Raw genomic sequence first — 22,523 nt, 5'->3', positions numbered from 1 at the left:
AAATGGCGAGCCGCCGCTATTTTCCGCATTCCGCCGTCGCTCGAAAGAGCGCCTCTCGTTTCCGCCGCCGCTCGCCCGATTTCAGATGACGCCGATCTCCTCGAGCTTGGAGCGCACCACATGCTGGTCGAAGGGCTTCATGATGTATTCGTCGGCTCCGGCGTCCATCGCCTGGGCGATATAGCTCGCCTCGTTCTCGGTGGTGCAGAACACCACTTTGGGAGCCGCGCCGCCCGGCATCCGCCGCAGCGCGCGCAAGAATTCGAAGCCGTCCATCTCCGGCATGTTCCAGTCGAGCAGGATGGCGTCGGGCATGGCCTGTTCGCAGGCGACGAGGGCCTTGCGGCCATTCTCCGCCTCGATCGTGCTGAACTGCATCCCTTCGAGAATGCGTCGGGCGACCTTGCGGATGACCGCCGAATCGTCGACGACCAGAATCTGCTTCATATCTCTCCTCCTCGGGATACGTCTCTCGAAACGGTCTCGCGCCCGCCGCTGTCGCTCGATTTCGACAGACGTCGCAGCAGCGCGTCTATGTCGAGGATCGGCAGGAAATCGTCGCCGAGACGGTAGCAGGCGTTGGTGGTCTCGATGAATTGCAGCCCGACATGGGTCGGGCAGGCGATGCGGTCGTCGTCGTCACAGGTGACGACGTCGCCGGTGTCGTCGATGAGCAGAGCGTAGCGCTCGCCATTGTGCTCGATGCAGACGGCGAGCGCCGAATCGGACACGCCGCCGTCGTCGATGTCGAGACAGCGGTCGAGCCGCAGCGCGGTGACGATGCGGCCGCGCAGATTGGCGACGCCGGCGATCTCGCGCGGGGCCAGCGGGACCGGAGTCACCTGGTCGATATGGAAGATCGTCTTCACGCATTCGACAGGCAGGCCGAAGGTCTGACCGCGCACCTTTATCGTGAAGTTGCGCGTCTGCGCTCCGGGCGCCTCGAACCGACCCTGAGCGCTCCTGTCGTGTTGCGGCTTCGTCATGCGGCGAGCTCCGACATGATGCGCAATTCGAGATCGCGCGGCGCTGTGTCCGTCTTGTCGAGCAGGCCGCGGACGCATTCGATCAGCGCGCGCCGGTCGAACTTGCCGGCGACGGCGGCGATGCCGCAGGCTTGCGCGGCGGCGAGAACGCTCGGCGCCGCCTGCGCCGCCAGCGCCACCACTGGCAGCTCCGCGAGGCCGGGCAGAGCATGCAGCGCGCGCGCGAAATTATAGCCGTCCATTTCCGGCATGTCGGTGTCCGTCACCACCGCCTCGACGGAAAGCCCCTTGCGCAGGAAGGACAAAGCCTCGGGCGCCGAGGCCGCGGTCGTCACATCGTAGCCGGCGGAGGCGAGGATGGGCGCGAGCATGTCGCGGAAAAAGGCCTTGTCGTCGACGAGCAGGATGCGATGCCGCTTGTTGACGCCGCGCGCCAGAGCGGCGGGGCAGGCGATGCGCATGAAATAAGTGGCGTCGAGAAATTCGACGATCTCGCCGTCGAGCTGGATCGAGCCGAGGATATGAGGCGAATTGCTCTCCCGCTGCAGGTCCAATATCTCGTCGGTGACGTCGATGATCTCCTCGGTGAGCAGTCCCATGGACTGGCCCGCCCCGGACAAGACGAGGATCGGGTAGGAGGCGCGCTGGAGCGGATCGTCCGCCGTCGCCGGAATGATCGGCAGGAGGCCGTCGCGATAGGCCATGACGAAGGCCCCGTCCGAGGCGATCAGCCGCTCGCGCGGCACGTCCTCGATCCGCAGCACGAGCGACAATGGCAGCGCCTTCAGCGGACCGGGCCCCGCCTTGACGATGATGATCCGCGTCTTCTCCGCGCGCGGGACGAAGACCTCCGGCGTCGCCGCTTCCGCCGGACGTTCGGCGAGCCGCTGCATGCCGGCGTGATCGAGCAGAGCGGCGGGATCGAGAATGAGCACCACTGATCCGTCGCCGAGAATCGTCTGGCCCGAGAAGACGCCGAGACGCGCGAGCGCGCTTACCAGAGGCTCGATGACGACCTCCTGCACATCGGCGATCGTCTCGACGAGCAGACCGAAGCGCGCGCTGCCGACGCGCAGCACGACGACGAAGCCGTCGCGGTTCTCCACTTCCTCCGCCGAGCGGCCGAGACCGAGCGTCGCGGCGAGATCGATCAGGGGCAGCACGTCGTTGCGCAGGCGCAGCACCGGCGCGTCGTGAATATATTGGATCATATGATCGAATCCGCGGCCGACGCCGACGAGCTCGATGACGGTCATCTGCGGAATGGCGAAGCGCGAGCCATTGCAGGACAGAATGAGCGCCGGGGTGATGGCGAGCGTCAGCGGAATGCGCAGCGTCACGCAGGCGCCCTTGCCGTAGCGCGAGGTCAGCGAGACCGAGCCGCCGATGGACTGGATATTCTCACGCACCACATCCATGCCGACGCCGCGGCCTGAGATTTTGGTGACGCCGTCCACGGTCGAGAAGCCGGGCGCGAAGACGAATTCGAACAGCTCGTTGTCGGTGAATTTGGAAATGTCCGGCTCGCAGACGAGCCCTTTGGCCAGCGCTTTGGCGTGGATGCGCGCGACGTCGAGCCCGCGGCCGTCGTCGGCGATGTCGATGGTGATCTGGCCGGCGTCATAGGCCGCGCGCACCGAGATCACGCCCGTCTCGCTCTTGCCGATGCGCGCGCGTTCCGCGGGCGGCTCTATGCCATGGTCGGCGCAATTGCGGATGATATGGGTCAGCGGCGCGCGAATGAGCTCGATGACCTGCCGATCGAGCTCCGTGTCCGAGCCTTCCGTCGTGATGACGATCTTCTTGCCGAGATCATGCGCGAGATCGCGCACCAGCCGCGGCAGCGTCGAGAACAGCCGGCCGACCGGCTGCATGCGCGCGCTCATCACCGCATCCTGCAGATCGCTGGTGATATTGGAGAGCGTCTGCACCGTGCTGGTCATGGCCTCGTCGCCTCCGCCCCAGGCGCCCGAGAGTTCGAACAGCCGATTGCGGGTAGAGACGAGCTCGGAGACGATGCCCATCAGCCGGTCGAGCACATTGACCGAGACGCGGACCGTCTCGCCCATATGGCCGACGCCATTGGAATAGGCCTCGCCCGCCGCGGCGCGCGACGCGGGAGCGAAGGAAGAGGCGTCTTCCGTCTCCGCTTCGTCCGGCGGGGGCGCGTCCTCGCCGAGGCGCGTGCGGCGTGTCGCTTCGTCTATGGCGGCGACGAGCTCGTCGTCGTCGCCCGGCGGCTCTTCCTCCGAGTGGCCCATCTCGGCGAGAATGTCCTTCAGCCGGTCCACGGCGGCGAAGATCAGCGTGACATGCGCGTTGCGGGTCGGCGCGCCGTCGCGCAACGCGCCGATGAGCGCCTCGGTCGAATGCGTCAGCCGGCCGACGCGCGGCAGCTTCAGGAATCCGCTGGTGCCCTTGATCGTATGGACATGCCGGAACAGGCTGGCGATGAGCGCCTGATCGCCGGGGTCCTTCTCGAGACAGACGAGCTCCATCGTCGCCGCGTCGATATGCTCGGCGGTCTCGACGAGGAAATCATTGAGGAGCTCGTCCATGGCGTCGTCTGTCGCGAGCCGCTCGCGCGGCGTGGACGCCATTCATGACGCATTCCGGTTAAGAGAACTGAAATTCCCGCGCTCGAGGCCGACCGCCCGCTTCGATTGTCACGGGAATTCGCCGGGAGCGGCGGCGAGCCGCTCTAGAGCGGTTACAGCCGAAGTGGACGCCGGTTCGGCGTTGGAAACGCGTTAAAACAACAACCTAGAGTCTTTCCGTGTTTCAATGAACCACGGAAAGACTCTAGAGCGATTTGAATTCGCATGTTCTTTTCCGAAAACCGCTTCGCTTTTTTCGGGAACAGGCCCTAGGCTTCGAGCGCCGCCGGCGTATCCGCCTCCTGCGCCGCTCGGGCGGCGGCGGGCCGGGCGGTGATCGTCACATGTTCCGGCTGAGCGGAGATTTCGACGTCGAGCCCGCTCGCCCGCGCGACGAGGCCGGCGTAATAGGCCTGAATGGAGCGGGCGTCGATGACGCCCTCCTCCGGCTGGCCGGCGAGCAGGCCAGGGATCGCCGCAGTGATGCGGGCGTTCACGCCCTTGGCGTCGATGGTGAAGGCGACCTCGTCGCCGGTCCCGGCCGAAGCGACCGAGATCACGCCGCCGCGCGGGATCGCCGCATCGGCGATCAGGCAGAGATTGAGCAGCAGCTTCACCTTGTTCTTCGACATCAGCACGCGCGGCACGCTCCACTCGAGCTTCGTGCGCTCGTCGGCGAGCAGCTGGCGCGTCACATGCTCGGCGTCGCCCGTGTCGATCTCGGCGCCCTTGGAGCCCGCCGCGCCGAAGGCCAGCCGGCAGAATTGCAGCCGCGCGGAAGCTTCCGCCGCGCTCGATTTGATGAGCGCCAGCGCATGGCCGCGCATCTCGGCGTCCTTCTCCTCCTCGAGCACCTCGAGCCCATTCACGATCGCGCCCACGGGGGAGATAACGTCATGGCACACGCGCGAGGAGAGCAGCGCCGCAAGATCGAGGGAGTCGAGCGCGAATTTGGTCATGAAGCCATCCGAAATGATCCGCCGGCGATCCGGCGTCGGCGCGGCCGAATCGCCTCGGCCAGCCTCTTATTCGTAGCCGCGGCGGACGAGATTTGAAAGCGGCGCGTCGGGCCCGGGGCGAGCGACGCCTCGGACTCGCCAAGCCTCGGACAAGGATTGATTGCGAAACGGCGATCGCCTAATCAGGAGCTCGACCGGGGTGAGCCTCCTAGCCGTACGAAGCGATTTCCCCGCGACCAACCCTGACGATTTGGTGAAAATCCTTTTTAGAGTTCATGGTGACGGAATGTCTGAGAATTTCGATTTCGACGGCGTCTTCGCCGAGCGGGATGCGCGCAAACGTTCGGCCGGACCCGAGAATTGCTTGGAATGGATGCGCGAAAGGCGCGCCGCCGCTCCGAACGACCCGGCCGTCGCGCTCAATCTGGGAATCTGCCTGAGAGAAGCCGAGCGACATGTCGAGGCGCGGGAGGTCCTGTCGCCGGTCGTTGCGGCGGAGGCCGAGATTCCCGATCGCTGGTTCCAGACCGCCGTCGAATATTATTGCGCCTCGCTGCGCGCGCTCGAAGGCTCCGCCGCCGCCATCTCCTTTGTCTTCGAGGCGCTCGGGCGGTTGCCCAGGCGGCCGCAGGCGGCGCGCGCGGCCCTGTTCTCCTTTGCGATCACCGAGCTCTTGGGACCGCTCGAGATGGATCGCTTCGCCGAGGAATACGGAAGGCGGACCTCCGCCTTCGGCTTCACCCGCGCTGCGACGCGAAAGCTCTACGAAATCTGCTCGGCCGTCGACCGGCTCGATTTCTTCGAAGAGGTCTTCCGGGGCGAAGTCGGCGATGCGGGCGAGCGTCGGCTCGCGGCGATGCTGCACGAGACAATGGACAATGAGTGCTGGCGTGTCGAATTCGAGCATCTTCTCGCGGGTGGCGCGCTCGCGCCTTTCGACGCCTATCGTCTCGCGCTGCAGGCGCCCTCGAGACTGCCCGCGGCCGACGCGGAAAGCGCTCTGAAGAGGCTCGTCGGATTCGGAGAGGATCACTGGCCGTGCCTTCGCCCGCTCGGCGCTTTCTACGAGCGCGAGGGGCGCCTCGAGGAAGCGATCGAAGCCTATCGCCGCGCGAGCCTCTGCGATTTGCAGGCGCAGGGACAGAGCGTGGACGCGATACGATGCGTCGACCCCGAAGAAGTGAAGATTTCTTGCATCGCGCTCTGCTTCAACGACGCGCCGCTGATCGAGAGCTATTGCCATGCGGTCATGCCGCATTGCGACGAGATCATCGTCAATGACGGCGGCAGCACGGACGGCTCCGTGGATATATTCGAGCGGATCGCGCGCGAAGCAAATTTTCCCATTCATGTCATTCGGGATCGGCAACGGGGTTTTCGAGATCGGTCCATCTATACGAAGGACGCCTATCGATCCGAAAATTTGGGCGGTGTGGACGGCTTCGAGGCGGATCGGCGCCGTACGACCACCTTGATGGCCGCGAGCCACGAATATATCCTCATCGCAGACCTGGATGACTACTTTCCACCCTTCCCCAATCTCAAGACGATCGTCGCTGCGGCCTATGGCGTCGACCATTTCACCGGATCGAAATGCGAATTATACGATCGGGATTCTTATTGGGACCTGTATCAGGATCCGCGATCCGGCATCCCCACCTTGTTCCGTAGGCATAGATTTCACGTCTTCGCCGGCATTTCCGGCAATGACGAATATCTCTCTCGCCTCGATGGCCCCCTGACGGAGCTGGCGTCTCACCAGATGACCTATCTGACGAAATGCTACCAGTTCTGGCATCTGAAATATGTCCTCGATCCGAGGAACCGGGCGACGATCGAACGGCATCAAGGCCCGAGATATTCCGTGGCCGCGAGAGCGGATCGGCCGCCGGCCGATCTATTGAACGGCCGGCCGACTCCGCGCGCGATCCGGCCCAAGCCGCTCGCCGCGCCGAAGGTCGCGGCCGCCGCTTTCGTGGAAAGTCGGCTTTCGTCCGCCCGCTTCCAGCCGCTGCATGCGGTAGTCACTGCTTTTCGAGGCCCATCGCGGCGCGGCCGCGATAATGGCTGAGCCGCGTCGTGGAAAAGCGACTGTTGGCATTCCGCGATCCGGCGGCGACGAGAGCCTCGATCAGAACGTCGCCTTGGCGCTGAAAAAAAAGCTGCGCCCGGCCTCCGGATAGCCGTCAGCCGGTGTAGAGGAACATCTTGCCGTCCGGCACGCCCGTCGGCTGGAAGTTGAGGATGTAGGGCGCATAGACCGAACGGCGCATCAGCGTCAGATTGCCGCCGAGCGAGAGCTCCTCCGCGACTCGATAATCCACCGAGATCTCGCCGCCCCAAAAATGGCCTTCGCCCACATTCTGGCTCTGGGTGACGCCCGCGTCATAGGCGGGAAGACTTTGTTCGAGAGAGCCCAAAAAAGCGAGCAGCGCCTCGCGCTCTTCGCGCGCGAGGCCGCGAAACCCCTGCGCCGCGGCCTCCGCCTCACCTCCATGCCAGAGGATCGCCTCCATGACGCTGCGGGTGCGGCCGTCATGGAGGAAATCCGCTTGCGCTCCATAGCGGCCAGCGAGGCCGAGCCCCCACAACGGCGGCGTGCGCCAGTCGCGCGGGCCGGCTTCGAAATCCTCGCGCCCGTCGGCGAGCCCTTCGCCCATGTCGTGCAGCAGAAGCTCGATATAGGGATGGATGTCCGTCCCGCTCGGCCAGGGCGCGAAGGCGACGGCGCCGAGCTTCATTGTCTCGCGATGGCATACGGCGCAGCCGATGTCGCGGAACCGCGCCTCACCCCTCGTCCAATCCCGCGAGCGGCCGCGAGAAGACGTCGCCGTCGAGCTTGGGACTCTCATAGGGCGCGCCGGCGGACAGAGACAGCAGAGCCAAAGGAAGGAGTAGCCGCCGCCTCACAGATGCGGCCCGGCGGAAGCGACGAGGCTCAGCGCCTCGGCTCGGGCCGATGAAATCTCTGCGCGCCAACGGGCGGCGATATCGCCGTCCTTCGACTCGCGGTTGGAAAAAACGATCGAGAAATGCGGGGTCTTTCGCCGCTGCCGTGTCAATCGACACGAGCGCTCATTTTATCGCCGAGTAGCCCGCCGATTGATCTTTGATCCGCTGATATTGTCTTCGATTTCAGTCGACCGCGAGAATGACGTTGGTCGGGCTGAAGCTCGCAATGGCGCGCTCGCCTTCGGCGATGTCGAGGTCTTCCGCCGTCTGGCGTGGCACGACGGCGGTCATCGTCTTGCCCGCGCCTATGTCGAGCAGCACTTCGCTGTTGCGCTCCGCGTCGATTCGTCGCCGCACCACGCCGGCGAATTGATTGCGCGCCCCGGCGGGGGCGTGGTCGGCCGGCGTCAGATTGACGAAGGAGGATTTGATCAGCGCGAGAGTCTTGCGTCCCGGCTCGAGGCCGAGCTCGGTCGCCGAATCATTGGTGACGATGGCGTGAATGGAGGTCTCAGGCGACACGCGCAGCGTCACCTCGACGTCGACCGGCCATTTCTTCACCGCCACCACCTCCGTCTGGAATACATTGCGCGCGGAAATTTTGACGCCCACGCTCCAGAGCAGAAAATCGTCCTGATCCTCGAGCCCCTCCTCGGCGATGAGCGAGGAGATGCGCGACAGCCGCTCCTCCAGCCGGTGGAAGGTGGCGATGAGCCGGCGCCCTTCCGCCGTCACCTCGGCGCCGCCGCCCGAGCGGCCGCCCGCCTTGGTGACGAAGGCCGGGCTCGGCAGCAGGTTATTGATGGCGTTCACCGCGTCCCAGGCGGTCTTGTAGCTGAAGCCGACGACCTTGGCGGCCTTGGTGATGCTGCCATATTCGGCGACCGCCTCGAGCAGCTTGACGCGATCGCGCCCAACCAGGAAGCGCCCCTCGCTGCGAAGCGCCAGCAGCGCGTCGATCTTGTTGGCTGTCATAGGTCTCTCTTTGGTTTGTCGGGCGAATATAAGCCATGGGATCGCCTCATCAAATCGTCTGCCACCTGAAAAAGGACATATCGTCTGCTATCGACAGCCCGTAATTTCGCGAGTTGGCGTGAGTAGGCAATGGGGCGAAAGTCGGCGCGAGGGCAATCATTAGGCCGCTCCGCCATCGACGAGACCGGAAAGGCGCCGAATCGAATGCTGCCTCTTTTCGTTCAAAAGACCCACAATCGCTTGCGTCGGCGGCTCTGGGGATCGCCTCTTTCGGCCATGCCTGCGCCGCTTCAGCCCACGGCGAAGCGCGACAGGATGGTCGCGGCCGAGATCGCGTCCCATGAAAAATCCGCCGGCGCGGCCCACGGGGCCGGCTCGCTCCCGCTTCGAACGCTGATCCGCATCGAAAACCTGCTGAATGGGTCGTCCGTGGTCTCGGCCGAAACGGGCTGCGGCAAGTCGACGATATTGCTTTCCCGCATCGCGACGAGGCACAAGGTTTTCTGCCTGGACGACCGTGACCGGAACGACGCCTCGAGCGTCGCCTATTTCATGAACTGTCCGGCGACGCGCCTCGAAACGATCGAAACCGTTTTCGGTCCGACGCAGTTGACCTTGCCGAGCTATGAGAGGCACGCGCCATACGATCTCGTGCTGATCGACGGGCCGCACGGCTTCCCGTTTCCCGAACTCGAATATTACTATTTCTATCCGCATGTGAAAGCGGGCGGCCTTCTCGTCGTCGACGACGTCAATATACCGACCATCGGTCGTCTCGCCGACTTTATTTCAGAGGATCGAATGTTCGAAACGGTCGAATTCATCGGCGCGACGGCGGTGTTTCGGCGAACCGACGCGCCGGTTTTCGATCCCGTGGGGGATGGCTGGTGGCTGCAGGACTACAACCGGCGTCGCGCCGATTTCGCCAGGGAGATTTTCTTGCGCGACGGCAAACGCCGCGCTCCCATCAATTTCGAGGGACGTTACTGAGCGCCGTGCGGCCCCCGCCTGGATGACTCGGCTCCCGACGCGAGGAGACGACGCCGACGAGAATTCGCGCTTCCGATCCTTCTGGATCGAAAGCTGCTCTGGCGTTTTCCGTAGCGGAAAGCGCTCTAGCCGGCACGGCCGGAGTCGGATGGCTTCGCCGGAATGGCGGCCGGCCCGCCGGCGAGCGCCTCCACCGCCCGGCGCAAATGGCCGCGCGCGGCGTCGAGCGCCGCCTGCGCCTCGCCGAGCCCATGGCCCTCGAGCAGGAGATAGGCCAGCTTGACGCTGCCTTTCGCGCGTCGGAGCGCATCGTCGATCTCCTCCGTCGCGCGGCCGGTGAGGCGCGCGAGAATGCGTTCGCTGCGGCGCGCGAGCTTCTTGTTGGAGGCCTGCACGTCGACCATCAGCCCCTCATAGACGCGGCCGAGCAAAATCATGACGAGCGACGAAAGCATCAGCAGAGCCACGCGCTGCGCCGTGCCGGCCTTCATGCGCGTCGAGCCGGCGATCGCCTCCGAGCCCGAATCGAGAAACAGCGCATGTTCCGCCTCTGTGAGCAGCGGCGCGTCGCGATTATTGGCGACGCCGATCGTCAGCGCGCCGCGCCGTCCCGCTTCCCGCAGGCAGGCGAGGGTGAAGGGAGTCGTGCCGCTCGCGGCGACGGCGATAACGACGTCGTTCTCGCCGATCTCGTGGCGGCGCATCAGCTCGGCGCCTTTGCCGGCCTCGTCCTCGGCGCCTTCGACGGCTTTCAGCAGCGCGTCGTCGCCGCCCGCCATCAGCAGCAGCAGCCGCTCCGGCGGCCAGCTGAAGGTCGGCGTCAGCTCGGCGCCGTCCTGCACGGCGAGCCGGCCCGAGGTTCCGGCGCCCACATAGACGATGCGTCCGCCGCGCGCCAATCGCTGCACGACAGCGAGCGCCGCGGCCTCGATCGCAGGGCGCGCGGCGCGCACGGCGGCGACCGCGGCGAACTGCCCTTCGATCATCGCGTCGAGAATCTCGCGCGGCTCCCATGCGTCGATCCTCGTATAGCGTGGACTCGGATGTTCCGTTTCCATGACGCGCCTCCTCGAGACAAAGAGTTCGGCCCTCGCAGCGAAAATCGCAAGCGAAGGCGCGGCCGCGTAAGGGATTTCGCGCTCGCCCGACGCTCGGTCTTGTGAGATAAGGGCGCGGGCGGGGGGCGTGACGAAGCTGCAGCAGAGCCGCCGATGATCAGGCAAGACAATCGAATGGCGATCGAAGCGCGCGAGGCCCCGCATGCGGTCGCGCGCCAACAGGAGCTGATCGCTTCGCGCATCGCGCCGCTCGTCGCGCGCCTGCGCGATGTTTCTCCGCGCGTCGTCGTGACCTGCGCGCGCGGCAGCTCCGCTCATGCGGCGACATTCGCCAAGCATCTCGTCGAGCGACGTCTCGGCCTGCCTGTCGCCGCCGCCGCGCCGAACATCACCAGCGTCTATGGCGGCTCGCTGCGGCTCGACGGCCAATTCTTCCTGGCGATCTCGCAATCGGGCGGAAGCAACGACCTCGTCGAGCAGGCCGCCGCCGCGCGGGGTAGCGGCGCCGTCACCGCCTGTCTCGTGAACGAGGAGGAGAGCGATCTCGCCGCGCAATGCGAATTCGTGCTGCCCATGGCGGCCGGGCCGGAATTCGCCGTGCCGGCGACGAAGACCTTCATCGCCTCGCTCGCCGCGCTCGCGCGTCTCGTCGCGCTGTGGTCGCAGGATCCCGCGCTGGACGAGGCCCTCGCGCGCCTGCCCGAGCGTCTCTTTCGCGCGGCCGAGCTCGACTGGTCGCGAATAATCGACGCCTTTTCGCGCGCGGAGAGCCTCGTCGCCATCGGGCGCGGGCCGACGCTCGCCATCGCGCGCGAAGCGGCTCTGAAGCTGAAGGAAACCGCCAATCTCCACGCCGAGGCGTTCAGCTCGGCGGAATTTCTGCACGGCCCCGTGTCGCTCGTCTCGCCGCTCTATCCGATTCTGATGCTGACGCCGACCGACGTGGCGGCGATCGGCATGCGTCGATTGGCCGAGGATCTGCGCGCCAAAGGCGCGGCGCTCTTTACGACCGATCGCGAGGACGAGACGCGCAGCCGCCTTCCGACTCTCGCGCCCGATCATCCGGAGACCGATGCGATCTGCCTCATTCAGAGCTTCTATACGATGGCGGCGCGGCTCGCCGCCGCGCGCGGCGTCGACGTCGATCGCCCGCGCCATCTGCAGAAGGTGACGCGCACGCGATGACCGAGGAGGCGCGCCGAACGATCGCCGCGGATGTCGTCTTCGACGGCGAATCGGCGCATCGCGACTGCGCCGTGGTGATCGAGGGCGAGAACATCGTCTCGCTCATTCTGCGCCGCGAGATTCCGCGCGGCGCGAATGTCGTCGAGCTGCCGAAAGGCGTCTGGCTCGCGCCGGGCTTCATCGACATTCAGGTGAATGGCGGCGGCGACATTCTGTTCAACGACGAGCCGACGCCGGCGGGAATTGCGGCAATCCTTCGCGCGCATCGCAAATTCGGCACGACCTCGCTGCTGCCGACGCTCATCACCGACACGGATGAGAAGATGATCGCGGCGAAGAGCGCCGTCGCCGAGATCATGCCGCAGGCCCCCGGCGCGCTCGGCGTGCATTTCGAGGGGCCGTTCATATCGCCGCAGCGGCTCGGCGCGCATCGCGCCGATCTTCGTCGCGCGCCTTTGCCGCATCATGTCGACATGCTGGCGCCGCCAGCGGGAGGCGTGTCGCTCGTGACGCTCGCGCCGGAGGAGGCGCCGCCGGGCTTCGTTTCCGAGCTCGCCGCCGCCGGCTGCAAGCTCGCGCTCGGCCATTCCATGGCGAGCTATGCGCAGACGCGCGAAGCGATGAAAGAAGGCATGACCGGCTTCACGCATCTCTTCAACGCCATGCGTCCGCTCGCGAGCCGCGAGCCGGGTCCGATCGCGGCCGCGCTCGAATCTTCGTCCGCTTTCTATGGCCTCATCGTCGATGGCGAGCATGTCGATCCGGCGATATTGCGCCTCGCGCTGCGGGCCGGCCTCGGCCATCCGATGCTCGTGACCGACGCAATGCCGCCGGTCGGCGGAAGCGCGAAGCAATTCGCGCTGCAGGGCCGGGAGATTTTCGTGGCTGACGGGCGCTGCGTGACGGCGGACGGCACGCTCGCCGGCGCGGCGCTCGACATGGCGAGCGCGGTGCGCAATTGCGTCTTGCTGCTCGATCTCCCGCTCGAGCGCGCGCTCGTCTTCGCCTCCACCAATCCGGCGAATTTTCTAGGACTCGGAAAGAGGCTCGGCCGGCTCGTCGCCGGCTATCGCGCCGATATGACGGCCTTCGATCCGCAGACCATTCGCATCGTGGCGACCTGGGTCGCCGGCGAGCCTTCCGCCGACGAGTGGTGAGGCGTGTGATGCGAGCCTTGAAGGCTCGCATTCGATCCACAGGCTTTCGTGTCACGCCTTCAAGCGCCGAATACGCGCGATCGCGGCGCGCGCATTGTCGCGCAGCGTGTCGTCCTTCTCGCAGGCTTCGAGCAGATCTGTCGCATAGCGCGCCGAATCTTCCTGCTCGTCCTTCATATTATTGCCGATGAGGATGAAATCGACGCCGGCGCGCAAGGCGCACAGAGAGGCTTCGCCCGTCGTCATCAGCTTCTGCACGCCCTGCATCTGCAGATCGTCGGTCAATATCACGGCGTCCGGCGCCCATTGTCGATATTTGCGCACGGCGACGGAGGAGAGACAGCAGGGCGTGTCCTGCTCCCATTGATTCACTATGCCATGGCTGAACAGCACCATTGGCGCGCGCGGCGCCAGCGTCTCGAAGACCTTCACTTGCGTGTCGGTGAGGCTGTCGGAAAGATCCATCACATGATCATGCGGATCGACCTTGGCGCCGCCTGTCCCTGGAAAATGCTTGAGGCAGAGTTTGAGCCCGGTCGAGCGGGCGACCTCGACGAGCGCCGCGACGCATTCCTCGACGATTTGCGGATCGGCGGAAAAGCTGCGCTGCGCCGAGCCTATGTCGGGACTGTCCGGATCGATGTCGAGATCGACGACCGGCGCGAGATCGGCGTCTATGCCGAGCTCGCGCAATTCGACATAGGCGGGCCGCAACGCTTCGAGCCGTTCGAGCGCCGTCATGCGGCCGAATTGGCGCGCGCTCGGCAAGGGGCGGAAGCCGCGCTCCTCCTTCAGCCGACGCACCTTGCCGCCCTCCTGATCGATGAAGATCAGCGGGCGCGAGGGCAATGCGTGAATCTCCTCGCAGAGCGCCTTCACCTGCGCCGGCGAAAAAATATTGCGCTCATATTTGCGGTCGATGCAGTCGTAATCGAAGAGGATGACGCCGCCGAGCCCATAGTCGCGCGCAAAATCCCGCATCCAGGGCGCAACATGCGGCGTGCGAAAGCCGAGCAGGAAGAGCTCGCCGATGGGCAGGGAAGACGACATGGGCGTGAGATGGCGCGGCGCGTGGCGCGGTCAAACGCGGCCGCGACGAAAATCGGCCAAACCGAGAGGCTCGCGCTTTCGCTCGCGCTCGACTATGACTGCGGCGTCGTGAATTGCGAGCGGGAAGGATTTCGGATGAGCGAGGAGATCGTCGAAGGCGCTCCGCAGACGGCGCGATACGCCACGGGCGCATTGTTCGGCGTCAGCGCGGTTACGGTCTGGGCGACATGGATCGCGGTCACGCGGCTCGGCGTGACGACGACGCTCTCGGTCTATGACCTCACAATGCTGCGTTTCGGCGCTGCCGGCGTGCTGCTCTTTCCCGTGGTGCTGCGCAAGGGCCTCGCGCTCGAGCGGCTCGGCCCGCTGCGGCTTTTCATTCTCGTCTGCAGCGCCGGCGCGCCCTATGTGCTCGTCGCCGCGAGCGGTCTCGAGCGCGCGCCGGTCGCCCATGCGGGAGCGCTGCTGCCGGGCTCCATGCCGCTTTTCGTCGCGCTGCTCTCATGGCTCCTCACGAAAGAGCGATTCGCCTCGGGCCGCCTCGTCGGCTACGCGCTCATCGCCATAGGCGGCGCGACGATCGCGGGACCGGGCGCCTTTTCGATGGGCGAAACGCAGATCGGGCATATTCTGCTTCTGAGCGCGGCTTTCACCTGGGCCGGCTATGCGATCGTGCTGCGCGCCTCCGGGCTCGATTCGTTGCACGCCGCTGCATTGGTCTCGACCGGCTCGCTCATTCTCTATGGGCCTGTCTATTTCGCCTTTCACGGCTTGCATGGCATGGATGCGCCGCTGCGCGACATTGTGATTCAGACCTTGTTCCAGGGCGTCATGGTCTCGATCGTCGCGCTCTTTCTCTTCGGCAAGGGCATAGAGATTCTGGGCGCTTCGGCGGGCGCGGCCTTTTCCGCTCTGGTGCCGCCCATGGCGGCGTTGATCGCCATTCCGATCCTCGGAGAAATCCCTTCGCTCGTCGAGCAGATCGCGCTGCTCTGCGTCTCGATCGGCGTCTATCTCGCGAGCGGCGGCAAAACGCCGAGCCTGCGCATCTTGCGCCGCGGCTGACGGAACCACTCTTGCCCGCCGGGGGTTATCCTCCGCCCCGCGTCGCCTTCCCGTGGCGCGGAGACGTCGGATGGGAGGAGCCCATGCCCGCGAAATCCAAGGCTCAGCAAATGGCCGCCGGCGCGGCGCTCGCGGCCAAGCGCGGCGAGATCCCCAAGAGCTCGCTCAAAGGAGCGTCACGCTCCATGCTCGAATCGATGAGCGAGAAGCAGCTCGAAGAATTCGCCGCGACGAAGCGCAAGGACAAGCCCGAGCACGCCTCAAAATCGTGAACGACAGAAATAGAGGAGGACGCCTCATGCATGTGGAAGCCATCATCGCCAGTCATCCGCAGGCGCAAGGTCGCGCCGATGCGGCGCTCGTCGATTGCGTCACGGCCTGCTTCGATTGCGCCCAGGCCTGCGCGGCCTGCGCCGACGCCTGCCTCGCGGAGGAGAAGGTCGCGGATCTGCGCCGTTGCATAAGGCTCGACCTGGATTGCGCGGACATATGCCTCGCCGCGGGCGCCATCGCGTCGCGCCGCAGCGCGACGGATGAGACGGCCTTGCGCGCCGTGCTGCAGGCTTGCGTCGATATGTGTCGCGCTTGCGAGAAGGAATGTCGGCGGCACGCGAAACATCACGAGCACTGTCGCATCTGCGCGGATGTCTGCAAGGAATGCGAGAGCGCCTGCCGTCGCGCCATGGGTTCGGCGCATTAGAGCGTTTCCAGCCGAATTGGACGCTGGTTCGGCGTCGGAAACGCGTCAAAACGAACAACTCTCGCCATCCGGCGGCGGAACGCCCCTTACGGGGGCGCTACGCCCCGCCTCGGACGGACGTCCCATAGGCCTTCAAAAACACCGCGAGACCGGCCTCCATCACGCGCCGATATTCCGCCTCGCTGCGCAGCTCGAGACCCAGCGCGACGCGCATGGGCAAATCAGAGACGGTGAGATGCAGCAATTGCTCCGCCGCCATTTGGGCGTCGTCGAAATCGAGCAGCTCTCTTGCTTTCGCCTCGTCGAGATAGCCGGCGACGAGATCGAGGACCTTCTGCTTTCCGCTGTTGAAATAGAGATGGCAGAGCTCGGGAAAGCGCCAGCGCTCGCTCGACACCGCCTGGAAAAAGGCGGCCGATTCCTTCGTGAGAAAACGCGCGACGAAATGTCCGCAGAGCTCGCGCAGCGCAGCGGCGATGCCCGCGTCGAACGCGGGTGAGGGAACGTCGGTGCATTTCTCGCTGCATTCGATCTCGATGAGATTGCGAAACAACGTCTCCTTGCTGGGGAAATAGGCGTAGAGCGTCGCTTTGGAGACGCCCGCCGCGCGCGCGATGGCGTCCATGGACGTGTCGGCGAAGCCCTGTTCGAGAAACTGCGTCCGCGCCGCCGAGAGAATCTGACATTCCTTTCGGCTCGGGACATGCTCCGCGGCCGGCTCCGTCGTGGTCGATTCCGCTCCTCCGGTCATATCGATCGGTCCACCCCCATCATCATGCTCCTTCCGCCCGCCGGCGTTCCCGCCTTCCTATCCCAATTTCATCCGCATGGAAAAACTGAACCGTTCAGTTTCAGCATTGACACTCGGCCTCTGCGTTAATATTAAAACTGAACGGTTCAGTTTTCGAGAGGACCATGCGGATATTTTCACGAACTTGTGTCCCACAACCGAAAACTCCGCTTTTTCAGCGGCGTGCGCGGCGTGCAAGGCGTGCTCGGCATGGCGCAGCCGCACTCGCCGCCTTGACCCTTTCCGCTTGCGCGGTCGGGCCGGATTTCGTCCCGCCGCCGCCGCCCGACGGAGCCAGCTATGGCAAGATCGGCGCCTCGACCGAATCTGCGACGGTCGCAGGCGGCGCAAGGCAGCGATTCGTCCATGGCCGGGACGTGCCCGGCGAATGGTGGAAGCTGTTCCGCTCCAGGCAGCTCTCGGCGTTGGTCATGGAAGCCGTGGCGAATCACCCCGACATAGCCGCCGCGGAGGCGGCGCTGCGCCAGGCGCGGGAGATGATCGAGGCGAACGCCGCGACCTTCCTGCCGCAGGCGACGCTCGGCGACGGGTATACGCGGCAGCAGGTGACGACCGCGCAATTCGGCGGTCTCGCCTCGTCGAGCTCGTCCTCTTCGTCGAGCTCCACATCGAGCTTCGTCTATGGCCTGCACAACGCCAATGTCTCCGTGTCCTTCGCGCCGGACGTCTTCGGGAAGTCCTGGCGCACTTTAGAGAGCGACACGGCCGCCGCCGAGCAAAGGCGATTCCAGCTCGAGGCCACCTATCTGGCGCTGACGGCCAATGTCGTCACCGCGGCGATCGCCGACGCTTCCTACGCCGCGCAGATCAAGGTGACGCGCGATCTCATCGCCGCCTATCGACAGCAGCTCGATCTGCTCGAGAAGCGTTTCGAGCTCGGCGCCGTCAGTCAGGCCGACGTGCTCTCCGAGCGCGCGCAACTCGCGCAGGCGCAGGCGACCCTGCCGCCGCTCGAAAAGGCGCGCGCGCAGACGCGCAATCTGCTGATGGCCTATCTCGGCCGCTTCCCCAACGCCGACAAAGGCGAGGCTGTCGATCTCGCCGGCCTGCGCCTGCCCGGCGAATTGCCGGTCAGCCTGCCCTCGACACTGGTTCGCCAGCGGCCCGACATTCTCGCCGCCGAGAATCAGCTGCATCAGGCGAGCGCGGAGATCGGCGTCGCCACGGCGAATATGCTGCCGCAATTCTCGCTCGGCGCCACGGGCGGCGCGCAGGCGATGAATTTCACGACCTTGTTCTCGCCGCAGACGATGGTCTACACGCTCGCCGCGCAGGCCTCGGCCAAGGCCTTCGACTCAGGTTCGCTGTTCCACACGCGCGAGGCCAAGGTCGCGGCCTTCGATCAGGCGGCGGCGCAATATCGCTCCACTGTCATCTCCGCCTTCCAGAATGTCGCCGACTCACTGCAGGCGGTGAAGCACGACGCCGGAACCTTGCGCGCGCAAGTGGCCGCGGAAAAGGCGGCGGCCGAGAGCCTCGAGATCGCGCGCGCGCAATATCACGCCGGCTCGACCACCTATTCGATCGTGCTCAACGCCGAGCAGACGCTGCTCAACGCGCGTCTCGCCCGCGTGAGGGCGCAGGCGGCCCGCTTCGCCGATACGGCGGCGCTGCTGCAATCGCTCGGCGGCGGCTGGTGGAACCGCATCGACGAGACGCCGGCCTCGCAGGCCAGGCCAACGGATATCATCGCCACATCGCCGATCGCCGCGGCGATCAGAGCCCAGGCGGAGGATGCTCAAAATGGTCGCTAGAACGCTGCTGCAGGATCGTTTCGGACCCATGGCGAAGCCGATGGCGATCATGCTCGCGATCGTCGCGCTCGTCTTCGGCGGACTTTACGGCTTCAACGCCTTCCGCAACATGATGATCAAGCAGTTCCTCGCTGGAATGGCCAATCCGCCGCAGACGGTGTCGGCGACGACGGCCGCCTTTCAGGACTGGCGGCCCAAGCTCACCGCCGTCGGCTCCTTCCGCGCGGTCAATGGCGCCGACCTCTCGCTCGAGGCGCCCGGAATCGTCGAGAAGATCCACTTTCAATCGGGCGAGGAGGCAGCGGAAGGCCAGCTGCTGCTCGAATTGCGCAAGGACACCGATCTCGCCAAGCTGGCGTCGCAAAAAGCTGCGGCCGAGCTCGCCGGCATAAATCTGCGCCGCGATCAGGCGCAATTGAAGATTCACGCCGCGAGCCAGGCGACGGTCGACACCGATCTCGCCAATCTGAAGAGCGCGGAGGCGGAGGTCGCGCAGCAGGAGGCGGTGATCGCGCAGAAAACTCTGCGCGCGCCTTTCGCGGGGCGGCTCGGCATTCGCGCCGTCGATCTCGGCCAATATATCGGCGCCGGCTCCGTCATCGTGACGCTGCAGGCGCTCGATCCGATCTATCTCGATTTCACTTTGCCGCAGCAGGCGCTGAACGGCACAGAGGTCGGCCAGCCGATCGACGCGACCGTCGACGCCTTTCCGGGCAAGACTTTCACCGGGAAGATCGTCGCGATCAACTCCAAGGTCGACCAGGCGAGCCGTAACGTGCAGGTGCGCGCGAGCCTCGCCAACGCCGATCACAAGCTGACGCCCGGAATGTTCGCTTCGATCGACATCGTGACCGGCAAGGCCGAGCGCCTGATCACCTTGCCGCAGACGGCGATCGTCTATGCGCCTTTCGGCAACTCCGTGTTCCTCGTGCAGAAGAGCGGAGCCACGGGAGACAAAGGCGCCGCCCTTTCGGCGCAGCAGACTTTCGTGCGTCTCGGCGCGACGCGCGGCGACGAGGTCGCGGTGCTCGAGGGCGTGACGGAAGGCGCGACTGTCGTCACGGCCGGACAGGTGAAGCTCAGAAACGGCTCGCCGCTGCATATTTCCGAGACGTCGCAACCGCCGGTCGACGCCGATCCCAAGCCCGTGGATCAGTGAAGGGAGACGACGCAAAATGCGCTTCACCGACATATTCGTGCGTCGCCCCGTGCTCGCCTCGGTGGTGAGCCTGCTGATTCTCGTGCTGGGCCTGCGCTCTCTCTTCACTCTGCCGACGCTGCAATATCCGCGCACGCAGAATGCGGTGGTCACGGTGACGACCTCCTATTTCGGCGCCGATCCCGCGACCGTCGCCGGCTTCGTCACCACGCCGCTCGAGAACGCCATCGCGCAGGCGAACGGCATCGACTATCTTTCTTCGACGAGCCAAGTCGGAACCAGCACGATCACCGCGCATCTGCGGCTCAATTACGATTCCGGCAAGGCGCTGACCGAGATCAGCACCAAGATCGATTCGGTGCTCAATCAGCTGCCGGCGGCCGTGCAGCGGCCGATCATCACGGTGAAGATCGGCCAGACGACCGACGCCATGTATATCGGCTTCAATAGCGATATTCTGACGCCGAGCCAGGTCACCGACTATCTGATCCGCGTCGTGCAGCCGCGTCTGCAATCTGTGCCCGGCGTGCAGACGGCCGAGCTCATCGGCGGCAAGACCTTCGCTCTGAGGGCGTGGCTCGACCCGGTCAAGCTCGCCGCCTATGGCCTCACCGCGAGCGAGCTCGCCGCCTCGCTGCAGGGCAACGACTATATCGCCGGCCTCGGCTCGACCAAGGGTCAGATGGTGCAGGTGACGCTCACCGCCGCGACCTCGCTGCACTCGCTCGAGGAGTTCCGCAATCTCGTCGTCAAGCAGGCGAACGGCGCCAATGTGAAGCTGCGCGACGTCGCCAATGTGACGCTCGGCTCCGAGGATTATGAATCCTCGGTGGCGTTCAACGGCAAGAAGGCGGTCTATATCGGCATTCTCGTCGCGCCCAACGCCAATCTCCTCGACGTCGTCAAAGGCGTCAAGGAGGTCTATCCGGACATTCTCAAATCGCTGCCGCAGGGGTTGAACAGCGAGATCGTCTATGACACGACCGATTTCGTGAACAGCTCGATCGACGAGGTGATCCACACGCTGATCGAGGCCATTCTCATCGTCACCGGCGTCGTGTTCGTCTTCCTCGGCTCCTGGCGCGCGGTGGTGATTCCGATCGTGGCGATACCGCTCTCGCTCGTCGGCGCCTTCACCGTTCTCCTGGCGCTCGGCTTCTCGATCAATCTCTTGACGCTGCTCGCGCTGGTTCTGGCGATCGGCCTCGTCGTCGACGACGCCATCATCGTCGTCGAGAATGTCAATCGACACCTCGCCGACGGAATGAAGCCCTTCGACGCCGCTTTGCAGGCCGCGCGCGAGCTCGCCGGTCCGATCATCGCGATGACCATCGTGCTGATCGCCGTCTATGTGCCGATCGGCTTCCAGGGCGGCCTCACCGGCGCGCTATTCGTCGAATTCGCCTTCACTCTCGCAGGCTCGGTGACGGTCTCGGCCATTATCGCGCTCACTCTCTCGCCGGTCAGCTGCGCCTTGGTGCTGAAGGCGCCGCAGCCGGGCCATGAGACTCTGGAGACGCGAATCATCGAATTCATCGACGCCAGAATGGATTGGGTCAGGGATCGCTATCACGCTCTGCTCGCGCGCTCGCTGAGATTCGTGCCGGTGACGCTGGTTTTCGGCGGCCTCGTGCTCGTGAGCATCTACTGGCTCTATTCCAACTCGAAGAACGAGCTCGCGCCCAATGAGGATCAGGGCGTCGTCTTCGCGCAATCGACCTCCGCGCCCAACGCCTCCCTGCAGCAGAAGCTGTTCTATGGCGATCAGGTCTACAAGACCTTCGCCAAGCATCCCGAGATGACGAGCTCCTTCCAGATCGTCACGCCGGGGCTGATTTTCGGTGGCGTCGTCCTCACCTCGGCCGACAAGCGCAAGATCACCGCCGAGCAGATGCAGCAGACGTTGCAGCAGGAGCTCGCGGTCGCCGTGCCGGGACAGCGTCTCGTCACCTTCCAGCCGCAGCCGCTCCCCGGTTCGGACGGTCTGCCGATTCAATTCGTCGTGCAGAGCACCGACACTTTCGAGAAGATGAACGATATTTCGCGCGAGTTCCTGTCCAAGGCGCTGGCGACAGGCAAATTCATGTTTCTCGACACCGATCTGAAGATCGACCAGCCGCAGATGTCGCTCGTCATCGATCGCGAGAAGACGGCGCAGCTCGGTCTTCGAATGATCGACGTCGGCGGCGCGCTCACCACGGCGCTGAGCGGCGGCTATACGCAATATTTCGGCCTCGACGGACGCTCGTACAAGGTCATACCGCAGATCGCGCAGCAGTTCCGGCTCAACCCGGATCAGATCTTGAACTACTACATCAAGACGGCGGACGGCTCTTCCGTTCCGTTGTCGACGGTGGCGAAGTTCCAGACCATGGTCGTGCCGGAGTCGCTCAATCATTTCCAGCAGATCAACTCCTTCACCATTTCCGGCGTCGCCGCGCCGGGCGTTATCGCCGGCGAGGCGCTCGAAACCTTGAAGGAGGTCGCGACGCAGGTGCTGCCGCCGGCCTATACGATCGACTATGCGGGCTCCTCGCGGCAATTCGTGCAGGAGTCGAGCGGCTTTGCGGCGACCTTCGGCTTCGCGCTCATCATCATCTTTCTGGCGCTCGCGGCGCAATTCGAGAGCTTCCGCGATCCGCTCATCATCCTCGTCTCCGTGCCCATGTCGATCGCCGGCGCGCTCGTCTTCATCATGCTCGGCTTCGGCGGCGCGAGCATCAACATCTACACGCAGGTCGGCCTGGTGACGCTGATGGGCCTCATCAGCAAGCACGGCATTCTCATCGTCGAATTCGCCAATGAGCAGCAGCATGCCGGCAAGACGAAATATGAGGCGATATTGGAAGCGACCTCGATCCGCCTGCGGCCGATCCTGATGACGACGGCGGCGATGGTGCTCGGCGTTCTGCCGCTCATCATGGCGAGCGGCGCCGGCGCGGCCTCGCGCTACAATATGGGCCTCGTGATCGCCTCGGGCCTCGCCATCGGCACGCTGTTCACGCTCTTCGTGCTGCCGGCGGTTTATCTCGTCCTCGCCGCCGATCATTCGCAGCGACGCGCCGCCGCCGCGGCGGTGAGCTCGAGCGAACATGAGGTGAAGCCGATCCGCGCCGTTTCGTAAA

At 65.0% G+C, this 22,523-nt stretch carries 19 protein-coding genes; 10 read left to right on the top strand and 9 right to left on the bottom strand.

The annotated features are described in order from the left end of the window. Nucleotides 1–81: 81 nt before the first annotated feature. The 4 genes from Mspo_RS08220 to chpT form a co-directional block, all read right to left on the bottom strand. A complete protein-coding gene (locus Mspo_RS08220) occupies nucleotides 82–447 on the bottom strand; it encodes a response regulator (protein ID WP_159728651.1) in 366 nt (121 codons plus the stop codon). After that, the gene (locus tag Mspo_RS08215) at nucleotides 444–986 is read right to left on the bottom strand and encodes a chemotaxis protein CheW (protein WP_159728649.1); all 543 of its coding nucleotides are present in this window, start codon (nucleotides 984–986) and stop codon (nucleotides 444–446) included. The genes Mspo_RS08220 and Mspo_RS08215 overlap by 4 nt, the downstream gene beginning before the upstream one ends. After that, entirely contained in the window at nucleotides 983–3,586 is a 2,604-nt protein-coding gene (locus Mspo_RS08210; RefSeq protein ID WP_159728647.1) for a chemotaxis protein CheW, read from the bottom strand. The genes Mspo_RS08215 and Mspo_RS08210 overlap by 4 nt, the downstream gene beginning before the upstream one ends. A gap of 266 nt (nucleotides 3,587–3,852) precedes the next feature. Further along, the gene (gene chpT / locus Mspo_RS08205; protein ID WP_159728646.1) at nucleotides 3,853–4,542 is read right to left on the bottom strand and encodes a histidine phosphotransferase ChpT; all 690 of its coding nucleotides are present in this window, start codon (nucleotides 4,540–4,542) and stop codon (nucleotides 3,853–3,855) included. Nucleotides 4,543–4,828: 286 nt separating this feature from the next. Here chpT and Mspo_RS08200 point away from each other — a divergent pair, with 286 nt between their 5' ends. Further along, on the top strand, nucleotides 4,829–6,613 hold the full coding sequence (locus tag Mspo_RS08200; RefSeq protein WP_159728644.1) for a hypothetical protein: 1,785 nt from the start codon (nucleotides 4,829–4,831) through the stop codon (nucleotides 6,611–6,613). A gap of 115 nt (nucleotides 6,614–6,728) precedes the next feature. Here Mspo_RS08200 and Mspo_RS20190 read toward each other — a convergent pair whose 3' ends face one another. Together Mspo_RS20190 and Mspo_RS08190 are read right to left on the bottom strand one after the other, a co-directional pair. Continuing rightward, nucleotides 6,729–7,283: a di-heme oxidoredictase family protein gene (locus Mspo_RS20190; RefSeq protein ID WP_306344956.1), complete on the bottom strand. Its 555-nt coding sequence runs from the start codon at nucleotides 7,281–7,283 to the stop codon at nucleotides 6,729–6,731. A gap of 394 nt (nucleotides 7,284–7,677) precedes the next feature. Next, the gene (locus tag Mspo_RS08190) at nucleotides 7,678–8,469 is read right to left on the bottom strand and encodes a TOBE domain-containing protein (protein ID WP_159728642.1); all 792 of its coding nucleotides are present in this window, start codon (nucleotides 8,467–8,469) and stop codon (nucleotides 7,678–7,680) included. A 276-nt stretch (nucleotides 8,470–8,745) separates the two neighbouring features. On the opposite strand from Mspo_RS08190, the gene Mspo_RS08185 reads away from it, so the two are divergent. Beyond that, nucleotides 8,746–9,459: a class I SAM-dependent methyltransferase gene (locus tag Mspo_RS08185; protein ID WP_159728640.1), complete on the top strand. Its 714-nt coding sequence runs from the start codon at nucleotides 8,746–8,748 to the stop codon at nucleotides 9,457–9,459. Nucleotides 9,460–9,584: 125 nt separating this feature from the next. Here the strand turns inward: Mspo_RS08185 and Mspo_RS08180 are convergent, their stop codons facing one another. Next, the gene (locus Mspo_RS08180; protein ID WP_159728638.1) at nucleotides 9,585–10,517 is read right to left on the bottom strand and encodes an N-acetylmuramic acid 6-phosphate etherase; all 933 of its coding nucleotides are present in this window, start codon (nucleotides 10,515–10,517) and stop codon (nucleotides 9,585–9,587) included. Between the two features lie 153 nt (nucleotides 10,518–10,670). Between Mspo_RS08180 and Mspo_RS08175 the strand changes: the two genes are divergently transcribed. Both Mspo_RS08175 and nagA read left to right on the top strand, forming a co-directional pair. Beyond that, entirely contained in the window at nucleotides 10,671–11,702 is a 1,032-nt protein-coding gene (locus Mspo_RS08175; protein ID WP_159728636.1) for an SIS domain-containing protein, read from the top strand. After that, complete coding sequence (nagA, locus tag Mspo_RS08170; RefSeq protein WP_159728634.1) at nucleotides 11,699–12,859, top strand: N-acetylglucosamine-6-phosphate deacetylase; 1,161 nt, start codon at nucleotides 11,699–11,701, stop codon at nucleotides 12,857–12,859. The genes Mspo_RS08175 and nagA overlap by 4 nt, the downstream gene beginning before the upstream one ends. Before the next feature lie 51 nt (nucleotides 12,860–12,910). On the opposite strand, the gene Mspo_RS08165 is transcribed toward nagA, so the two are convergent. Further along, on the bottom strand, nucleotides 12,911–13,909 hold the full coding sequence (locus Mspo_RS08165) for a glycoside hydrolase family 3 N-terminal domain-containing protein (RefSeq protein ID WP_159728632.1): 999 nt from the start codon (nucleotides 13,907–13,909) through the stop codon (nucleotides 12,911–12,913). 135 nt (nucleotides 13,910–14,044) lie between these two features. On the opposite strand from Mspo_RS08165, the gene Mspo_RS08160 reads away from it, so the two are divergent. The 3 genes from Mspo_RS08160 (at nucleotide 14,045) to Mspo_RS08150 (ending at nucleotide 15,674) form a co-directional block, all read left to right on the top strand. Next, complete coding sequence (locus Mspo_RS08160; protein WP_159728630.1) at nucleotides 14,045–14,974, top strand: DMT family transporter; 930 nt, start codon at nucleotides 14,045–14,047, stop codon at nucleotides 14,972–14,974. A gap of 83 nt (nucleotides 14,975–15,057) precedes the next feature. After that, a complete protein-coding gene (locus tag Mspo_RS08155) occupies nucleotides 15,058–15,246 on the top strand; it encodes a DUF3008 family protein (protein WP_159728628.1) in 189 nt (62 codons plus the stop codon). Nucleotides 15,247–15,272: 26 nt separating this feature from the next. Then, complete coding sequence (locus Mspo_RS08150; RefSeq protein ID WP_201281657.1) at nucleotides 15,273–15,674, top strand: four-helix bundle copper-binding protein; 402 nt, start codon at nucleotides 15,273–15,275, stop codon at nucleotides 15,672–15,674. Nucleotides 15,675–15,771: 97 nt separating this feature from the next. Here the strand turns inward: Mspo_RS08150 and Mspo_RS08145 are convergent, their stop codons facing one another. Continuing rightward, nucleotides 15,772–16,425: a TetR/AcrR family transcriptional regulator gene (locus Mspo_RS08145; protein ID WP_159728624.1), complete on the bottom strand. Its 654-nt coding sequence runs from the start codon at nucleotides 16,423–16,425 to the stop codon at nucleotides 15,772–15,774. Between the two features lie 272 nt (nucleotides 16,426–16,697). Between Mspo_RS08145 and Mspo_RS08140 the strand changes: the two genes are divergently transcribed. Genes Mspo_RS08140 through Mspo_RS08130 form a run of 3 tightly spaced genes read left to right on the top strand, consistent with a single transcriptional unit; the run spans nucleotide 16,698 to nucleotide 22,522 of the window. Next, nucleotides 16,698–18,239 carry an efflux transporter outer membrane subunit gene (locus tag Mspo_RS08140; RefSeq protein WP_306344955.1) on the top strand — a complete coding sequence of 514 codons (1,542 nt, stop codon included), beginning with the start codon at nucleotides 16,698–16,700 and terminating at the stop codon, nucleotides 18,237–18,239. Then, nucleotides 18,229–19,398 carry an efflux RND transporter periplasmic adaptor subunit gene (locus tag Mspo_RS08135; RefSeq protein WP_159728620.1) on the top strand — a complete coding sequence of 390 codons (1,170 nt, stop codon included), beginning with the start codon at nucleotides 18,229–18,231 and terminating at the stop codon, nucleotides 19,396–19,398. The genes Mspo_RS08140 and Mspo_RS08135 overlap by 11 nt, the downstream gene beginning before the upstream one ends. 16 nt (nucleotides 19,399–19,414) lie before the next feature. Continuing rightward, nucleotides 19,415–22,522, top strand: a complete 3,108-nt coding sequence (locus tag Mspo_RS08130) for an efflux RND transporter permease subunit (RefSeq protein ID WP_159728618.1) — start codon at nucleotides 19,415–19,417, stop codon at nucleotides 22,520–22,522. Nucleotide 22,523 lies beyond the last annotated feature (1 nt).

The sequence above is a fragment of the Methylosinus sp. Ce-a6 genome (assembly GCF_009811655.1).
Taxonomy (GTDB): Bacteria; Pseudomonadota; Alphaproteobacteria; order Rhizobiales; family Beijerinckiaceae; genus Methylosinus.
The sequence above is the reverse complement of the archived record's forward strand: the minus strand, read 5'-3'. Positions and strand labels throughout refer to the sequence as shown.

Coding starts and splice junctions, on each gene's coding strand:
- Mspo_RS08150 (WP_201281657.1), top strand. CDS start 15,273: ATGCATGTGGAAGCCATCATCGCCAGTCATCCGCAGGCGCAAGGTCGC.
- Mspo_RS20190 (WP_306344956.1), bottom strand. CDS start 7,283: ATGAAGCTCGGCGCCGTCGCCTTCGCGCCCTGGCCGAGCGGGACGGAC.
- Mspo_RS08215 (WP_159728649.1), bottom strand. CDS start 986: ATGACGAAGCCGCAACACGACAGGAGCGCTCAGGGTCGGTTCGAGGCG.
- Mspo_RS08200 (WP_159728644.1), top strand. CDS start 4,829: ATGTCTGAGAATTTCGATTTCGACGGCGTCTTCGCCGAGCGGGATGCG.
- nagA (WP_159728634.1), top strand. CDS start 11,699: ATGACCGAGGAGGCGCGCCGAACGATCGCCGCGGATGTCGTCTTCGAC.
- Mspo_RS08155 (WP_159728628.1), top strand. CDS start 15,058: ATGCCCGCGAAATCCAAGGCTCAGCAAATGGCCGCCGGCGCGGCGCTC.
- Mspo_RS08165 (WP_159728632.1), bottom strand. CDS start 13,909: ATGTCGTCTTCCCTGCCCATCGGCGAGCTCTTCCTGCTCGGCTTTCGC.
- Mspo_RS08175 (WP_159728636.1), top strand. CDS start 10,671: ATGATCAGGCAAGACAATCGAATGGCGATCGAAGCGCGCGAGGCCCCG.
- Mspo_RS08220 (WP_159728651.1), bottom strand. CDS start 447: ATGAAGCAGATTCTGGTCGTCGACGATTCGGCGGTCATCCGCAAGGTC.
- Mspo_RS08180 (WP_159728638.1), bottom strand. CDS start 10,517: ATGGAAACGGAACATCCGAGTCCACGCTATACGAGGATCGACGCATGG.
- Mspo_RS08135 (WP_159728620.1), top strand. CDS start 18,229: ATGGTCGCTAGAACGCTGCTGCAGGATCGTTTCGGACCCATGGCGAAG.
- Mspo_RS08145 (WP_159728624.1), bottom strand. CDS start 16,425: ATGACCGGAGGAGCGGAATCGACCACGACGGAGCCGGCCGCGGAGCAT.
- Mspo_RS08210 (WP_159728647.1), bottom strand. CDS start 3,586: ATGGCGTCCACGCCGCGCGAGCGGCTCGCGACAGACGACGCCATGGAC.
- Mspo_RS08190 (WP_159728642.1), bottom strand. CDS start 8,469: ATGACAGCCAACAAGATCGACGCGCTGCTGGCGCTTCGCAGCGAGGGG.
- Mspo_RS08160 (WP_159728630.1), top strand. CDS start 14,045: ATGAGCGAGGAGATCGTCGAAGGCGCTCCGCAGACGGCGCGATACGCC.
- Mspo_RS08130 (WP_159728618.1), top strand. CDS start 19,415: ATGCGCTTCACCGACATATTCGTGCGTCGCCCCGTGCTCGCCTCGGTG.
- Mspo_RS08185 (WP_159728640.1), top strand. CDS start 8,746: ATGCCTGCGCCGCTTCAGCCCACGGCGAAGCGCGACAGGATGGTCGCG.
- chpT (WP_159728646.1), bottom strand. CDS start 4,542: ATGACCAAATTCGCGCTCGACTCCCTCGATCTTGCGGCGCTGCTCTCC.